This is a genomic window from Actinomadura gamaensis (genome assembly GCF_042652125.1).
In the GTDB taxonomy this organism is placed as follows: Bacteria; Actinomycetota; Actinomycetes; order Streptosporangiales; family Streptosporangiaceae; genus Spirillospora; species Spirillospora gamaensis.
The window spans coordinates 254597-268930 of record NZ_JBHSIT010000007.1; the positions used below are offsets into that span (position 1 = coordinate 254597).

Annotated in this window: 11 protein-coding genes; 1 reads left to right on the top strand and 10 read right to left on the bottom strand. The window is 73.5% G+C overall.

Features of this window, described 5'->3' with window-relative positions:
- Positions 1-52 precede the first annotated feature (52 nt).
- From ACFPCY_RS24345 to ACFPCY_RS24375, 7 genes are all read right to left on the bottom strand, one after another.
- The gene (locus tag ACFPCY_RS24345) at positions 53-730 is read right to left on the bottom strand and encodes a response regulator transcription factor (protein ID WP_378258843.1); all 678 of its coding nucleotides are present in this window, start codon (positions 728-730) and stop codon (positions 53-55) included.
- A gap of 297 nt (positions 731-1027) precedes the next feature.
- Positions 1028-2224, bottom strand: coding sequence for a sensor histidine kinase (locus ACFPCY_RS24350; RefSeq protein ID WP_378258844.1), 1197 nt, complete (start codon positions 2222-2224; stop codon positions 1028-1030).
- Between the two features lie 1580 nt (positions 2225-3804).
- On the bottom strand, positions 3805-4740 hold the full coding sequence (locus ACFPCY_RS24355) for a cation diffusion facilitator family transporter (protein WP_378258846.1): 936 nt from the start codon (positions 4738-4740) through the stop codon (positions 3805-3807).
- Positions 4737-5912 (bottom strand): bifunctional phosphoglucose/phosphomannose isomerase, encoded by a 1176-nt coding sequence (locus ACFPCY_RS24360; protein ID WP_378258848.1) that lies wholly within the window; start codon positions 5910-5912, stop codon positions 4737-4739. Before ACFPCY_RS24360 ends, ACFPCY_RS24355 begins: the two co-directional genes overlap by 4 nt.
- Positions 5909-6091 carry a Trm112 family protein gene (locus tag ACFPCY_RS24365; protein WP_034488228.1) on the bottom strand — a complete coding sequence of 61 codons (183 nt, stop codon included), beginning with the start codon at positions 6089-6091 and terminating at the stop codon, positions 5909-5911. The genes ACFPCY_RS24360 and ACFPCY_RS24365 overlap by 4 nt, the downstream gene beginning before the upstream one ends.
- Complete coding sequence (locus ACFPCY_RS24370) at positions 6088-7437, bottom strand: phosphomannomutase/phosphoglucomutase (protein WP_378258850.1); 1350 nt, start codon at positions 7435-7437, stop codon at positions 6088-6090. The genes ACFPCY_RS24365 and ACFPCY_RS24370 overlap by 4 nt, the downstream gene beginning before the upstream one ends.
- A gap of 219 nt (positions 7438-7656) precedes the next feature.
- Positions 7657-8013 (bottom strand): DUF3499 domain-containing protein, encoded by a 357-nt coding sequence (locus tag ACFPCY_RS24375; RefSeq protein ID WP_378258852.1) that lies wholly within the window; start codon positions 8011-8013, stop codon positions 7657-7659.
- Positions 8014-8159: 146 nt separating this feature from the next.
- On the opposite strand from ACFPCY_RS24375, the gene ACFPCY_RS24380 reads away from it, so the two are divergent.
- On the top strand, positions 8160-8606 hold the full coding sequence (locus ACFPCY_RS24380; RefSeq protein ID WP_378258854.1) for a metallopeptidase family protein: 447 nt from the start codon (positions 8160-8162) through the stop codon (positions 8604-8606).
- 47 nt (positions 8607-8653) lie between these two features.
- Here the strand turns inward: ACFPCY_RS24380 and ACFPCY_RS24385 are convergent, their stop codons facing one another.
- From ACFPCY_RS24385 to ACFPCY_RS24395, 3 genes are all read right to left on the bottom strand, one after another.
- Positions 8654-10084, bottom strand: a complete 1431-nt coding sequence (locus ACFPCY_RS24385) for a DUF5719 family protein (protein WP_378258856.1) — start codon at positions 10082-10084, stop codon at positions 8654-8656.
- The gene (locus tag ACFPCY_RS24390) at positions 10081-13431 is read right to left on the bottom strand and encodes a glycosyltransferase (RefSeq protein WP_378258858.1); all 3351 of its coding nucleotides are present in this window, start codon (positions 13429-13431) and stop codon (positions 10081-10083) included. The genes ACFPCY_RS24385 and ACFPCY_RS24390 overlap by 4 nt, the downstream gene beginning before the upstream one ends.
- Before the next feature lie 596 nt (positions 13432-14027).
- Positions 14028-14291: a WhiB family transcriptional regulator gene (locus ACFPCY_RS24395; protein WP_026415685.1), complete on the bottom strand. Its 264-nt coding sequence runs from the start codon at positions 14289-14291 to the stop codon at positions 14028-14030.
- Between the last annotated feature and the right edge of the window lie 43 nt (positions 14292-14334).

Consider the following 14334-nt stretch of genomic DNA (forward strand, 5'->3'; position numbering starts at 1 on the left):
TGACGGGCGCTGCGTTCCTCGTTTCGCTCGCGCTGACGAACAGGCGCGGGGTTTACTCGGACGTGGTGTTCTCGCCCGGGACGACCAGGCCTGACTCGTAGGCGAGCATCACGGCCTGGGCCCGGTCGCGCAGGTTCAGTTTCGTGAAGACCCTTGCGACGTGCGTCTTCACGGTGTGCTCGCTGACCACCAGGCGTCCGGCGATCTCGGCGTTCGAGAGGCCCGCGGCGATCAGGACGAGGACCTCGGTCTCGCGGGCGGTGAGCGTGGACAGTTCGGCGGGCGGGGTCGGACGCGTCCGGCGCTGCTTGGTGAACTCGCGGATGAGCCGTCCCGTGACCTGCGGCGCGAGCAGCGAGTCGCCCCGGGCGACGACGCGGACGGCGGACACCAGCTCGTCGGCGGTCGCGTCCTTCAGGAGGAAGCCGCTCGCGCCGACGGCGAGGGCCTCGTAGACGTACTCGTCCACGTCGAAGGTCGTCAGGACCAGGACGCGGGTGCCGTCGGTGGCCGGTCCGCCGAGGATGCGCCGGGTCGCCTCGATGCCGTCCATGCCGGGCATGCGGATGTCCATGACGACCACGTCGGGCGAGTGCTGCTCCGCCAGCCGCACCGCCTCGCGGCCGTCACCGGCCTGTCCCGCCACGGTGATGTCGGGCTGCGCGTCCAGCAGGGCCGCGAATCCGGCGCGCACGATCGTCTGGTCGTCCACCACGAGGACCTTGATCACGAGCGTGCTCCCCGCCCCGCCGTGCGAACCGGCGTGGCCGATCGGCCGGCCACCGCCGAGCGGCCGGCCACCGCCGAGCGGCCGGGCATCGCCGAGCGGCCGGGCATCGCCGAGCGGCCGGACGGCCCCGAGCCTCCGGACGACGCCGAGCGGCCGGACGACGCCGAGCCTCCGACCGGCGCCGGGCGACCGGACGCGGCGCGTCGGCCAGATCGCGCCAGGCGGCCGGGCGGGACGAGTCGTCCGGACGGCGCCGGTGGGCCGGACGGCGCGGGGCGGCCGGACTCGTCGCCGCGGTCAGCGGCTCGTCCCGGAGTCACGGGCGGCGGGGTCACGGGCGGGTTCCTCCCTCGTCAGCGGAAGCTCGGCCTCCACGACGAACCCGCCGCTCTCGGCGGGGCCGGCGGAGAACCGTCCGCCCAGCATGGTCGCACGTTCCTTCATGCCGAGGAGGCCGTGTCCGCCGCCCGACGGGCCGTTTCCTGGCTCCAGCACGGCGGTGCGGCCGGGCGCGTCCGGACGGTTCAGGACCAGCGTCCGCCCCTCGGCGCCCTCGTCACGGACGCGGACGGCGAGCCGGTCGGGAAGGTAGGTCAGCTCGATGTGGACGTCCGCGCCGGGCGCGTGCCGCCGCGCGTTGGTCAGCGCCTCCTGGACGATCCGGTACGCCGAGAGCTCGACGGTCGTGGACAGCGCCCGCGGCCGTCCCTGGACGACCAGGTCGGCGCGGCCGCCCGCGCCCTGGTGCTGGTCGACGAGCTCGGGCAGGCGGTCCAGGCGCGGCTGCGGCGCGGACTCGGCCTCCGCGCCCGCGTCGGCGCGCAGCACGCCGAGCAGCCGCCGCATCTCCACGAGCGCCTCGCGCGCCGTCCGGGCGATCTCGGTGTAGCCCTCCCGGGCCTCGGGCGACAGGTTGTCCATCGTGTACGGCGCGGTCTCCGCCTGGACGGCGATCATGGACACCGAATGCGCCACCACGTCGTGCAGCTCGCGGGCGATCCGGGCCCGCTCGCGCATCACGGCCTGCTCGCGCTGGACGGCGTTGAGCCTGGTCAGCGTCTCGTTGTTGCGCTCTTCGGCGGCTGCTTCGGTGCGTCCGGCGTGCTCGACCGTCCGGCGCGCGTCGCCGAGGCCGATCGCGGCGAGAACGGCAACGACGGCCGCCGGCCAGGGAACGTCGCCGAGCGTGTCGGTGGCCAGGTAGACGACGGCGACGGTCACCAGGCTGCCCACCGCGAGCGCCCCGGCCGACTGCCGCGGCATCTGCCGGGTGAGCGCGTACAGCGTGTACAGGGCCGCGAGGACGCTCGTGACCAGCACTTCCTGCCCGGTGAGCAGGCTCGCGGCGAACGCGCTCAGCGCGACGGCGGCGACCGGACGCAGGTACTCCCGCCGCCAGACCAGCGGCAGCGTCGAGGCGACGGCGAATCCGCCCGCCACGCTGATCGGCGTCCGGGCGCCGGGCGCGAGCTCCGCGACCGCCGCGATCGTCAACGCGAAACCGGTCAGGGGTGCGAAGTACCAAGATTCCGTAAAATCTCGCCACCCGTTGATCCATCGCGGCAACGGTGCCGTAGCCGTCGTGGACGCCCCAGTCCCTCCGAGCCCGCCGGACGCTCCAGGCGGCCCCGACATTCCAGGCGTGCTGGCGGGCCCAGCCGTCCCCCCGCCAGGGGCGCTGGGAACGCCACCGGGCATTCCACTGGGCGCGCTGCCAGGGAAGCCAGCAGGACCGCCGCCAGGCATCCCTCCAGCAGGCGTGCCGCCACGCACGCCGCCCGCGGGGAAGCCGCCGGGCATGGCACCGGCGGGCGCGCCGCCGAGAGTGCCGCCGGCAGGCGTCGCGCCGGGCATGGCGCCGGCGGGGCCACTGCCGGACATACCGGGAGGGACGGCACCCGGCGAGGCTTCGGCGCGTCCGGAACCTGGGTTCGCGGACGGGCCGAACTGTCCTCCTCCGGGAGGAGCCGGGGACGCGGCGGGCTGAACCCGCGGGCCGTTGAGGCGGGCGGAGATGCGGCGTCCGAGAGGACGCAGCAGCGCGCCGAGGCCGGTCAGGATCCAGAGCAGCAGCTGACCGACGCCCGCGACGACGCGTCCGGACAGCAGCCAGGCGTGCCGCGCGAGGGCGGGTCCGAACGCGGTCGGCGGTGCGGGGTTCTCGGGCTGGTCGTCGCTGGTCACCTCTCCATAGTGACCGCAGGAAGAAGTGCGTCACCTCACCGTGCGGAGCCATGCGGAGGAGCCGTATCCCCCTGGAGGACGACACGCTTTCCCTCCCTGAGGGGGACGTCAGGACGAGAGTTGCAGCCGTAGTGTCTTAACCGTGACCGACACGGCGGCGCCGCTGACATAGGGGGTTCGGCGGGGCCGCCGAGGTCACACGAATGCCGTCCGGTTTTCAGGGGTCCGGTCGGCGTGCATGGAAGGCGCCCCGCGTCGGCCGGCCAGCCTCCCTCCGGGGGCATCGCCGATCTTGCCTGGGCTGGGGTCGATCCGGCATCGGCCGGCCGACGAGGGGAGCTGCCTTCCACCCCCTGAACGCGTCCGCTCCCGCCGCCTCCTCGCGCACCGAGCCCCGGCCCCCCTCACGCGGCGCTCACTTCGCACCTCACGCGCTGCTCAACTCGTGCCTCGCACGCTCAGCTGGCGCCTCTCACGCCCGATCGCCTCGCGCGCCGTCCCGCCGCGCGTGCTGCTCGTCTCGCGCCTCCGGCCACTTCGGACCTCACGCGCCGTCCACTCCACGTCTCGCACGCTCGGCTGACGCCTCGCACGCCCGACCGCCTCGCACGCCCGACCGCCTCGCGCGCCGTCCAGCCCGTGCCTCACGCACTCGGTTGGCGCCTCGCGCGGCTGATCGCCTCGCGCCTCACGTGCTTCCCCGCTGCGCCTGGCGCCCACCTCGTGCCTCGCGCTCGGCTAGCGCCTCGCGCGGCCGTTCGGCTGGCGCCTCACTCGCCGTCCCGACGCGCGTGCCGCTCGCCTTGCGCCTCGTGCATCCGGACACTTCGCGCCTTGGGCGTCGTTTCCCGCGCCTCACGCATTCGCCCGCCTTGTACTGGAGGCGAAGGTCAGGCGGTGGGGGTGGGCTGGGTGTCGGAGCGGTCGATGTCGGGTTCCAGGTAGATGAGGTGCGCTTCGGGGAAGCGGGCGCGGACCTTCTCCTCGGCGGCGTCGATGCCGCGGGCGACCTCGGCGGCGGTCTCGTCGTGGTGGACGGCGATCTTCGCGGCGATGAGGAGTTCCTCGGGGCCGACGTACTCGGTGCGGATGTGGATCACGCGGTCGACCTCGGGGACGGACTCCAGCGTCTCGATGATCTTCGTTCGGGTCTCCGGGTCGGCGCCCTCGCCGATGAGGAGGCTCTTGGTCTCGATCGACAGGACCGTCGCGACCGCGGCGAGCAGCAGGCCGATGGCGATGGTGCCGACGCCGTCCCAGACGCCGTCGCCGGTGAGGACGGCGAGGCCGACGCCGGCCAGGGCGAGGACGAGGCCGATGAGCGCGGCGGCGTCCTCCAGCAGGACGACGGGGAGCTCGGGGGCCTTGGCGCGGCGCACGTAGTCGACCCACGAGCGGGCGCCGCGGGTGTGGTTGGCCTCGGCGATCGCGGTCCGGAAGGAGAAGCCCTCCAGGCAGATCGCGATGATCAGGACGGCGAAGGCCCAGACCGGGGACTCGACCTTCTCCGGGTGCTGGATCTTGTGCACGCCCTCGTACAGCGAGAACGCCGCGCCGACCGTGAACAGGACGACCGCCACGATGAACGCGTAGAAGAACCGCTCGCGCCCGTACCCGAAGGGGTGCCGGTCGGTGCGCTCGCGCTCGGAGCGCTTGCGGCCGACCAGCAGCAGCACCTGGTTGCCGGAGTCGGCGACCGAGTGGATGCCCTCGGCCAGCATCGAGGACGAGCCCGTGAAGGCGAACGCGACGAATTTCGACACCGCGATCCCGAGGTTCGCGCCCAGCGCGGCGATGATCGCCTTGCCTCCGCCTTCAGCACTCATACGTCCGCAATCCTCGCTTTGAGCTCCTGGATGGTCGCCACCGGGGTCGGGTCGACACCCAGTGCGATCGCCAAGTAAACCGTGACGTAGTCCGAAACGGCTACAAGTGTCGCCATTCTCTCCAGCGGATGCTCTCCCTCGGCGCGGATCTCGGTGACCGGTACGCCGCGCGCGGACGCCAGTTCGGCCGACACCTCCCGCCGCCGGGCGACCTGCGGGTGCTCGTCGGTGTCGCGCATGACGACGAGGTGCAGGCCGTGCTCGGCGTCGTCGGTCCGGTCGCGGAAGAAGTCGTCCGGGTCGCCGGCGCCGGAGGCGCGGCCGAAGAAGCCGTCGAACGCGACGACCTGGTTGTGGTTCGCCTCGGGCAGCTCGCCGAAGACGCCGGGATACTTGGCGTTCTCGTTGAGCTGGCAGCACATCCGGTAGGCGGCGACGTTCGCGAGCGGGGACGTGCCCCACACCATCGGGAAGTCGCGCGCCAGGTCGAGGGCGATGCGCTTGGCCGGGTTGACGAACGGCTCGCTGTCGGGACGGCAGCGGTAGGCGACGTCCTCCAGCCGGGTCGCGGTGGACTCCAGCACCTCGTCCGGGACGTCGGCGAGGCGCAGCGCGCGGGCCGCCATCAGCAGCGGGACGGTCAGCCCCCACAGCGTCGCGCGCGGCTGGCCCACCGAGCGGACCGGGACGAACACGCCGCGGGTGTTCTCGGCCAGCTCGGCGAGGGGCGAGTTCCGGCCGCCGACCAGCAGCAGCCGGCAGCCGCGCCGGGCGGCCTCGGCCGCCACGGCGAGCGTCTCCTCGGTGGCGCCGGAGCAGGACACGGCGATCACCAGGTCGGCCGCGCCGACCCAGCCGGGCAGCCGGTGGTCCCGCACGGTGAGCACCGGGACCGGGCAGCCGGGGCCGCAGACGGCGGCCAGGACGTCGCCGGAGATGCCCGAGCCGCCCATCCCGGCGACCACGACCGCGCGCGGGCGGCCCTCCTCGGCGATCCGGTCGAGCCCGGCCTCGGCGGCCAGGACCCGCGCCTCGCGGATCTGCGCGGCGGACGAGGCGACCTGGCGCAGCATGCCGCCCGGGTCGGCCGCCTCGACGGCGGCGGCGTCCTCCAGGCGCGACTCGTCGAAGCCGGCGGCCGCGCCCGGGTCGTCACCCGGACCGGCGCTCACGGGGTGGGCGTCCGGGCCTCGTCCACGAGGAGGACCGGGATGTCGTCGCGCACCGGGTAGGCGTACTTGCAGGTACCGGTGCAGACCAGCTCACCGGCCTTGTCGTCCTGCTCCAGAGCGCCGCCGCAGTTCGGGCAGGCGAGGATCTCCAGCAGCCAGGAGTCGAGCTTCATCGTCACTTCTCCCTCACGATCGCCAGGACCTCGTCGCGGACCTCGGCCATGGTCTTCTCGTCGTCGGCCTCCGCGTTCAGGCGGAGCAGCGGCTCGGTGTTGGACGGACGCAGGTTGAACCACCAGGTGTCGGTGCCCACGGTCAGGCCGTCGAGCTCGTCCATGGTGACACCCTCGCGGCCCTCGAACGCCTCGCGCACGCGCGCGGTGGCGGCGGCCTGGTCGGCGACCTCGCTGTTGATCTCGCCGGACGGGACGTACGGGCTGTACTCGGCGAGCAGCGCCGAGAGCGGGCCGTCCTGGTGGCCGAGGGCGGCGAGCACGTGCAGGGCCGCGAGCATGCCGGAGTCGGCGAACCAGAAGTCCTTGAAGTAGAAGTGCGCGGAGTGCTCGCCGCCGAACACCGCGCCCGTCTCGGCCATCGTCTGCTTGATGAACGAGTGGCCGACGCGGGTGCGCACCGGGACGCCGCCGTGCGCGGAGATGATCTCCGGGACGGCCTTGGAGGTGATCAGGTTGTGCACGATCGTCGCGCCCGGGTGCTTGTCCAGCTCGCGCACCGCGACCAGCGCGGTGATCGCGGACGGGGAGACGATCTCGCCGCGCTCGTCCACCACGAAGCAGCGGTCGGCGTCGCCGTCGAAGGCCAGGCCGATGTCGGCGCCGGTCTCGCGGACCTTGGCCTGCAGGTCGCGCAGGTTCGCCGGCTCGATCGGGTTGGCCTCGTGGTTGGGGAAGGTGCCGTCGAGCTCGAAGTACAGCGGCACCAGGTCGATCGGCAGGCCCTCGAACACGGTCGGGACGGTGTGGCCGCCCATGCCGTTGCCCGCGTCGGCGACGACCTTGAGCGGCCGGATGCCGGACAGGTCGACCAGGCTCTTCAGGTGCTCGGCGTAGCCGTGCAGCAGGTCCCTGGCGGTCACGGTGCCCGGCTCGCCGTCGTAGGCGGGCACGCCCTTCTCGACCAGCTCGCGGATCTCGGTGAGGCCGGTGTCGCGGCCCACCGGCCGGGCCCCGGCGCGGCACAGCTTGATGCCGTTGTACTTGGCCGGGTTGTGGCTGGCGGTGAACATCGCGCCGGGCACGTCGAGCGCGCCGGAGGCGTAGTAGAGGAGGTCGGTCGAGCCGAGCCCCGCCTCCACCACGTCGGCGCCCTGGGACGTCGCGCCGCGGGCGAACGCGGCGGCCAGCGGCTCGGACGAGGTGCGCATGTCGTGGGCCGTCACCACCGTCCGCGCGCCGGTGACGCGGACGAAGGCCGCGCCGACGCGCTCCGCGGTCTCGGCGTCGAGCTCGTCCGGGACCACGCCCCGGATGTCGTACGCCTTGAAGATCTTGGTGAGGTCGCCCACTCCTGCTCCCCGGTTAGCCGACTCTGACGAGATCCGAGCCTACCGGCGGCGGCCATCGCGGGCAGGCACGCACCCACCCTGTGGATAACTCCGGAAAAGCCAAGGCACGGCCAAGGTCAAGCCCGACCGTCCGAGTCATGGCAGGGAAGCGCACAGGTGACCATCCCGAAGCAGCGAGTGCTCGCCGCCCGGCCGCGCCGCTTCCCGCGCGCGGAGCGGCTAGTCGGTGCTGCGCAGGACGCGCAGGTGGCCCTTGCGGCCGACCTCGGTGGCCTGCCCTATGGGTTCCTCGCCGTTTCCGGGGGCGGGACGGCCGGCCTCGCGGACGGCGTCGGCGAGGGCCTCCAGGTCGTCGGCGCTGGGTTCGGTCTCGGTCTCGACGGGGAGGCGGACCAGCTCCCAGCCCATGGGCGCGGTGAGCCGCTCGGAGTGCTCCGCGCACAGGTCGTAGCAGTGCGGCTCGGCGTACGTGGCGAGCGGCCCCAGGACCGCGGTCGAGTCGCGGTACACGTACGTGAGCGTGAAGACTGCGGGCGCCTTGCAGGCGGTGCGGGAGCAGATGCGGACGGGGCTCACGATGGCCGACCGTACCCCGCCGCGACGGCGTCCGCCACCACCGCGCGGCACGTGTCGCCGTTACCGGTCGATTTCCGCGATAACGATCACAATCCGTGAGCCCGGCGGCGGGCGGGGTGAAAGCGCGCGCGAGGTACTCTGGACGGGTGCGATCCCGTGTGGCAGGCGCGGGCCGCCCGTCGGCGAGCCCTCAGACCCGGCGCCGCGACCGGCACGGCCGCGGCCTCCGTGGCCCTCTGACGCCTGCGCGGTCCCCGATCTCCCGCACCCGCGCCGAACGGTTCGACGACCTGGTGGCGGACGAGGTGCGCCGGATCGTCCAGCGGTGGGGCCGTGAGCTGGCGCAGGTCGAGTTCGCGGTCGAGGACGTCCCCGAGGCCCCGATTCCGATGGACGGCCCGGTGCCGCTGGGGGCGACGCTGCCCGGCGGTGGCGGACGCCCCGTCCGGGTGGTGATCTACCGGCGTCCGGTGGAGGCGCGTGCGGCGAGCGAGCGCGACCGTGCCCGCCTGGTGCGCGACCTGCTGGTCGAGGAGGTCGCCGACCTGCTGGGCATGTCCCCCGAGTCGGTCGATCCGAGCTACGAGGAATGACCCTGACGACGCCTCGCTGAAGCGCCGCGGCATCGATCCGCCGCGCGTCAGTCCAGGGTGTGGTGCGTGTCGTGCGCGGGCGGGAGTTGCTGTGCGAGGGGCGACGGAGGCACAGGTTCGGCTGTGATCAGGCCGGACGCGATGAGCGTGCTCCCCGCGTAGAGCGGACCGTCCGGATCTATCCGAAGGCCGGTTGCGGCCATTATTCGCGTCCCCGGCAGGAAGTAGGACGTCTCGATCGTCCGCCCTGCCGGCACGGCCAGCGTGCGGGCCTCTCCCCCGCCCACGGGCGTGAGCGTGACCGTGACGGTTCTCGTGAGCGCGGTCAAGATCAGGCTGCCGCCCACGCGCGCGTCAGGGACCACACCCGGGCCCGAGTCGGGTCCGAGCGGCGGGGCGGACGTCCCGAAGGCCACGTCCGACCCGCGTCCGGCCGAGAAACCGGCGACCACGGGCCGGTCGGCATCGACCAGAACGGCGCCTGGACGCGCCGCCAGCGCCTCGTGCAGGTCGAAGGTCGCCACGGTCCGCGGACGTCCGGAGACGCTTTCCTGGCCCTTCGGGGACACGATTCCGTCCGGACCGACGACCCTGACCCGGATCTTCGCGCTCTCCTCACCCGGAACCGCGACCAGAAGCCGCCGGTCGCCCGGCCCGCTCGGCACGCCGGGGAGCACCAGCGAGGTCGCCGGGGCCGGCGCGACCGGCTCCCAGTCGATTCCGTGCCCCGAGGAGACCCGGACGCGCAGCGCGGCGGCGACGCGGCCGGATGTGGCCCGCACGCGCAGCGCGAGATCGCGCGCCACCTGGACGACCGCACCGAGCCCTTCGCGCGACGCGCCGATCCGCACGACGCGCGTGGAGTGAGGGGTGATCGCCACGCCCTGACCGTCGAGGGTGTCGAGCGGTCCCTCGCCGGAGAGCGCGGTCAGGTCCACCGAGGCCGGGGTGCCGTCCACGTTGGTGAGGACGAGCCGGAGGTCTTCGGCAGCGAGCGGGCCCGGACCGAGGAACCACTGGTCGAAGCCGGGTTTGACGCAACGCGTGGCGGCGAGGCCCCGATCGCGCCCGCTCGGCCAGAGCGTCGTCCAGCGCGCGGCGAGCCCTGCCGCAAGTGAACCTTCGGCGCGGACTACGACGGCGGCCTTGTTGCGCGTGCCGACGTCGCCTGTCCAGAGCTGACCAGGGGATGTGAGGACGGCCGGAAGCGCGCCTTCGACGGAGACTTTTCCGAGTGCATTCGGGGTTGCGGCTCGTCCGCGCGCGTCTGGCGGCGGCGCTGTCTGGACGGCCACCCGCCCCGCTTCTCCGCCTGGGCAGGCCATCACGACGCTTTTAATGGGCTGCTGTACGGGCTTCGTCGGTTGCGGCTCACCAGGACGGGTCGCCGTAGCCATCCCGTAGAGCGCGGCCAGCGCGAGCGGTACCGCAGCGGCCACGACGTACCGGTGCTTGAGCAATCGAGGTTCGAGCTTCACGACCGCTCCTCTTCGGTAGCGTTCGCGGCGGTTTCCGCAACGCCTGTAGCTCCTGTAGCGGCCCGCTCGTGCGCGTGCGGTGGCTCGTCCTGCGTAGACCGCTTGAAGTGGCGTAGCCGCGCGTGAGACGCAGCCGGACGGCGTCGTCGGCCGATCGGCTCATCCGATCTCTGCCGGAGGTGGCGTGCGGCACGCCGCAGGGCGGTGGCGGCCGTTGTCGGAGCGCGGCGCGCATGCGCCCGCCCTCGTTGCGCAGGCGTCATCTCCGGACCGTCCGGACGCGCGCCCGGAAGGGCTAGGAACAGAACGACCAGCACGGCCGCTCCCTGTAGGCCCACCCAGATGTGCCGCGTCCGCATACTGTGCGACACGGCGAACGTCCCGCCCGAGGGGGGAACCTCGTACGCGCGCGACCAGCCGTTCGCCGGATGGCCTTTCAGGGACCGTCCATCGAGCGTGGCGCGCCATCCGCCGTCGTCCGGTTCGGCGACGGTGAGCGTGCGAGGCCCGGTGCCAGGCGGAATGCGGACACTCGTCCGCGCTGCCCTCGTGCCACCTGGAAGCACCTTGACCGTCTGGCCGTCTTGCAACGTGAGACGTCCGGCGGGAGCGCGAACCTCCCACGTGGCGAAATCGGCCGTGCGGCTCAGCCGGTTCAGTTCGGGTGCGGCGTCGAGCACGGGCGTCAGAGGGTCGTTTCCAGGGTGTCTGACGAGCACGTAGCGAACGCCGAGCGCGCTGAATCCGGGAGCTTCGTCGGTGTCGGTCCCGCCTGCGAGCCCTGAGACCAGAGCATCGAGGCGGCTCCGCGCGGACGCGTCGTCCGGCACGGACGTATCGGCCAACGCCGGCGCGGCGCCACGCAGGACGGTGTAGTCCACCCGTCCGGACGGCTCGTTCCGCAGCACCACCGTGCGCGCGCCCGTGGCGTCGTGCAAGAAGATCGGGATCGTGTCGGGGTCGAAGCGGCTCAAAGGACCGCCCGCACCGTCCGCCACCCAAACGCATGCGGCCAGCACGGGTGTCGTGCAGGCAACGCCGAGCAATAACGCTCCCCCTACGCGCGCGAGGCGGCCCGTGCTCATCAGGGCGAGAGCAGCGCGGCGAAGGGCGACTGAAGCAGCCACTACCGCTCCCGCTCCAGCGAAGAGCAAGGGGACGCCCGGCCAGTAGGGCGCACGGTCCGGCCCGGACGCGGCCGTAAGCGCACTCAACAGAACCGCCGCCACCAGCCCGAGGCCTACCAGGCCCCAACCGGTGAGGACGAGCGCCCGACGCGCGCGCACGAGGAGCGCCAACAGCGCGACCAACCCGAGGCCGGCCGCTACCCACGGCACTGCCGGACCTCCCGGTGCCAAGCCGAGCAGTTCGGTGGGCGTCGCGGGCGCGCGTCCGATCGGCAGGGTTCCGGCCTCCAGCAGGAACCGCGATGGATGCAGGAGCAGACCCAGCGTCCACGGCCCGAGCAGCAGCGGCGGGACGGCCACGACGATCAGCATGTTCCGTGCGCCGCGTTCCACCGGCAGCCCGCGCGGGGCCGTGACCATTGCGGCGGCCATCACGACCAGCGGCCACACGAGCGGCACGAACGCCGTCGCCACGGTCAGGAGCAGTGCCGTGCCCCAGGCCGCGCGGCCCGACGACCGCGCGTCCACGGCGTCCGTGACGGCCCGGTGGGCCAGCAGGCCGATCAGCGGCGCCAGCACGATCACCACGGACGTGCCGAGCCGTCCGTCCGCGATCGCGCCCGTCGCGGCGGGCAGCAGGGCGTAGGTGGCCGCCGCCCACAGGCGCAGCGCGGCGCGGAACGGCGTGCGCGGCGGGATCAGGCGGCGCGCGGCGACCAGCGCGGTCACGCCCGCGAGCGGCACGCTCCCGAGCAGCAGGACGCTCACCGCGACCCAAGGCTTGCCCAACGCGAGCGTGGACGCCAGCGCGAGCACGCCGATCCACGGCGGCGTCCCGGCGTCCGTACCGAGACCGGTCGGATGCCAACCGGCCGCATAGGCGGACCACAGATCCGATGCACCGCCCGTAGGCGCAGCCAATGCGCCCCCTGCCAACCGAGTGCCCGCAGTGACCAGCGACCGTTCCGCCGCTATCGCGACAACGGTCAGAGCGAGCACGAGCAGTACGCCCGGGCGCGCGAGGAAACGACGAGCCATCGCGCGCCAACCGTCGTCCCCTGGAGGAGCCTGCTCCCGCTCGGCCGCGCGACGTGCGTCCCGCTGAGCGAGCCACGTGTGGAACGCCTCGTTAGCGCGCCGACGCGCCAACCCATGCGCCATCAACCGCTGCACGTACCTGTGCGCGTGCGCGCGTCCTTCCGAACGTGCCGAACGCGCCCGCCACAGCCGTCTGGGCGAACGCAGGACGGCCAGGAGCGCACCGAACTCCTGCTTCGCGGCGTCCGGGCGTTTGACCAGCAGCAGCCACGCGACGTGCAGCAGCGTCGACCAGACGATGCGCGCGAACGTTCCGGGCAGCGCGCGGGCGGGCCGGTTGGCGAGCAGCGCCAGCAGCGCGTTCCGCCGGTCGAGGCGGCGGAGCGGCTCGTCGGTGAACCCGAGCTGCCGGACGCCGCGGCGCGCGGCCTCGGCGTGATGGACGACCGCGTCCGTGACGACGACCACGCGGAGCCCGGCGGCGTGCACCCGCAGGCAGAGGTCCACGTCGTCGCGGAAGAGGCCGAACTGCGCGTCCAGGCCGCCGAGCCGGTCCCACACGTCGCGGCGGACGAGCATCCCGGCGGTGCTCACCGCCAGCACGTCGCGGTCGCCGTCGTGCTGGCCCTGGTCGAAGTCGCCGGGGTCGATGCCGAGGTCGCGGCGTCCGGCGGCGTCCATGGTCTCGCCTGCGGAGAGCAGGACGCGGCGGTCCGTCCAGCCGCGCAGCTTGGGGCCGAGCACGCCGATGCGCGGATCGGCGTCGGCGACCTTCAACAGCCGCGCGAGCGCGTCGGGCGCGGGAGCCGAGTCGTCGTGCAGCAACCAGATCCACTCGACCTTCGAGGCGTCCGCGGCGGCCGAGGCGTCCGCGGCGGACGGCGAAAGCGGCTGGTCAGGCGGGACGGACGCGTTCGGAAGGATCACACCGGGATGCCGCAGCGCCGCCGCGACGGCGGCTCCGTACCCGGTGCTGCGCGGGAGCCGCAGGACCCCCTCGGCTCCGACGACCTCCGCGGCCACGTCGGGCCCGCGGTCGCGGCTCCCGGTGTCCGCGACGACCAGGCTCCGCACCGGGCGCGCCTGGGTGAGCAGCGCCTTCAGCGCCTCCGGCAGCCAGCGCGCCCCGTCATGCGTGACGAGGACGGCGGTGACGACGTGCCGGTCGAGTGGTGAGGGCAAGCGTGATCGCTCCGAGGTCGGCGGCGGTCGGCCGTGCCGGCGCCCCCGGCCGACACGGCTGACCACTGTACGCCCGGACGCCCCACTTCACCCGAGAACGCCCCATTTCGCCCCTCTCGCCCAGCCGTCACCCACGCCGCCCGCTCCCTCGCCTGAGCCCCCCGGGGTGCCCGGGTGCGCCCCCTGAGCCTCGCTCGTTGTGCGCTTGCGCCCCCCGCCTACACGCACCCCTCGGGCCTCGCCTCAGCGCGCCCGCTTGGGTCACGTCTTCGCGCGGCGGCTTGGGCCTTGCCTTGGGGCGCGCTTGTGGCCCGAGTTGACGTCCCCCCTCGGGCGTCGCCTTGGCGCGTCCCCCTGGCCGCCGTGGCGTGCGCCCCGGTGAGGGGCTGATGGTGTGCCGCCCCCTCGCTCGGCGAGGGGGCGGCGCGTCCGTCGGTGGTCGCCGCGCGTCTCCCGAGCCGGGTGCCGCACCGTGCCGCGAGGCGGCACAGGGAAGCGGTGCGCGGGCACACGAGGCTCGTGGCGCGGCGCTGCGGACGCCGTCCGCGAGGAGCGACGTCCGGCCGCCGGGACGGAGTCCGGCGGCCCGGCCGCGGTCAGACGGCCTGTCGCTTCAGCTTCCGGCGTTCACGCTCCGACAGTCCGCCCCAAATTCCGAATCGTTCGTCGTGCTGTAGTGCGTACTCCAGGCACTCGGCCCGAACCTCGCATGCGCGGCACACCTTCTTGGCTTCGCGAGTGGAGCCGCCCTTCTCCGGAAAAAACGCCTCCGGATCCGTCTGCGCGCACAGGGCACGCTCCTGCCAGCCCATCTCTTCGCCGTCTGTGCCGTGCGCCAGCGGGATCACTACCTCGCTCATGCGCACCTCCTAGCCCGTGGAGCCCCCCTGGTCGATGCCTTCC

What these genes read in the sequence shown, in the direction of transcription:
- ACFPCY_RS24355 (WP_378258846.1), bottom strand. Translation starts at nt 4,740, where the DNA reads ATGAGTGCTGAAGGCGGAGGCAAGGCGATCATCGCCGCGCTGGGCGCG.
- ACFPCY_RS24395 (WP_026415685.1), bottom strand. Translation starts at nt 14,291, where the DNA reads ATGAGCGAGGTAGTGATCCCGCTGGCGCACGGCACAGACGGCGAAGAG.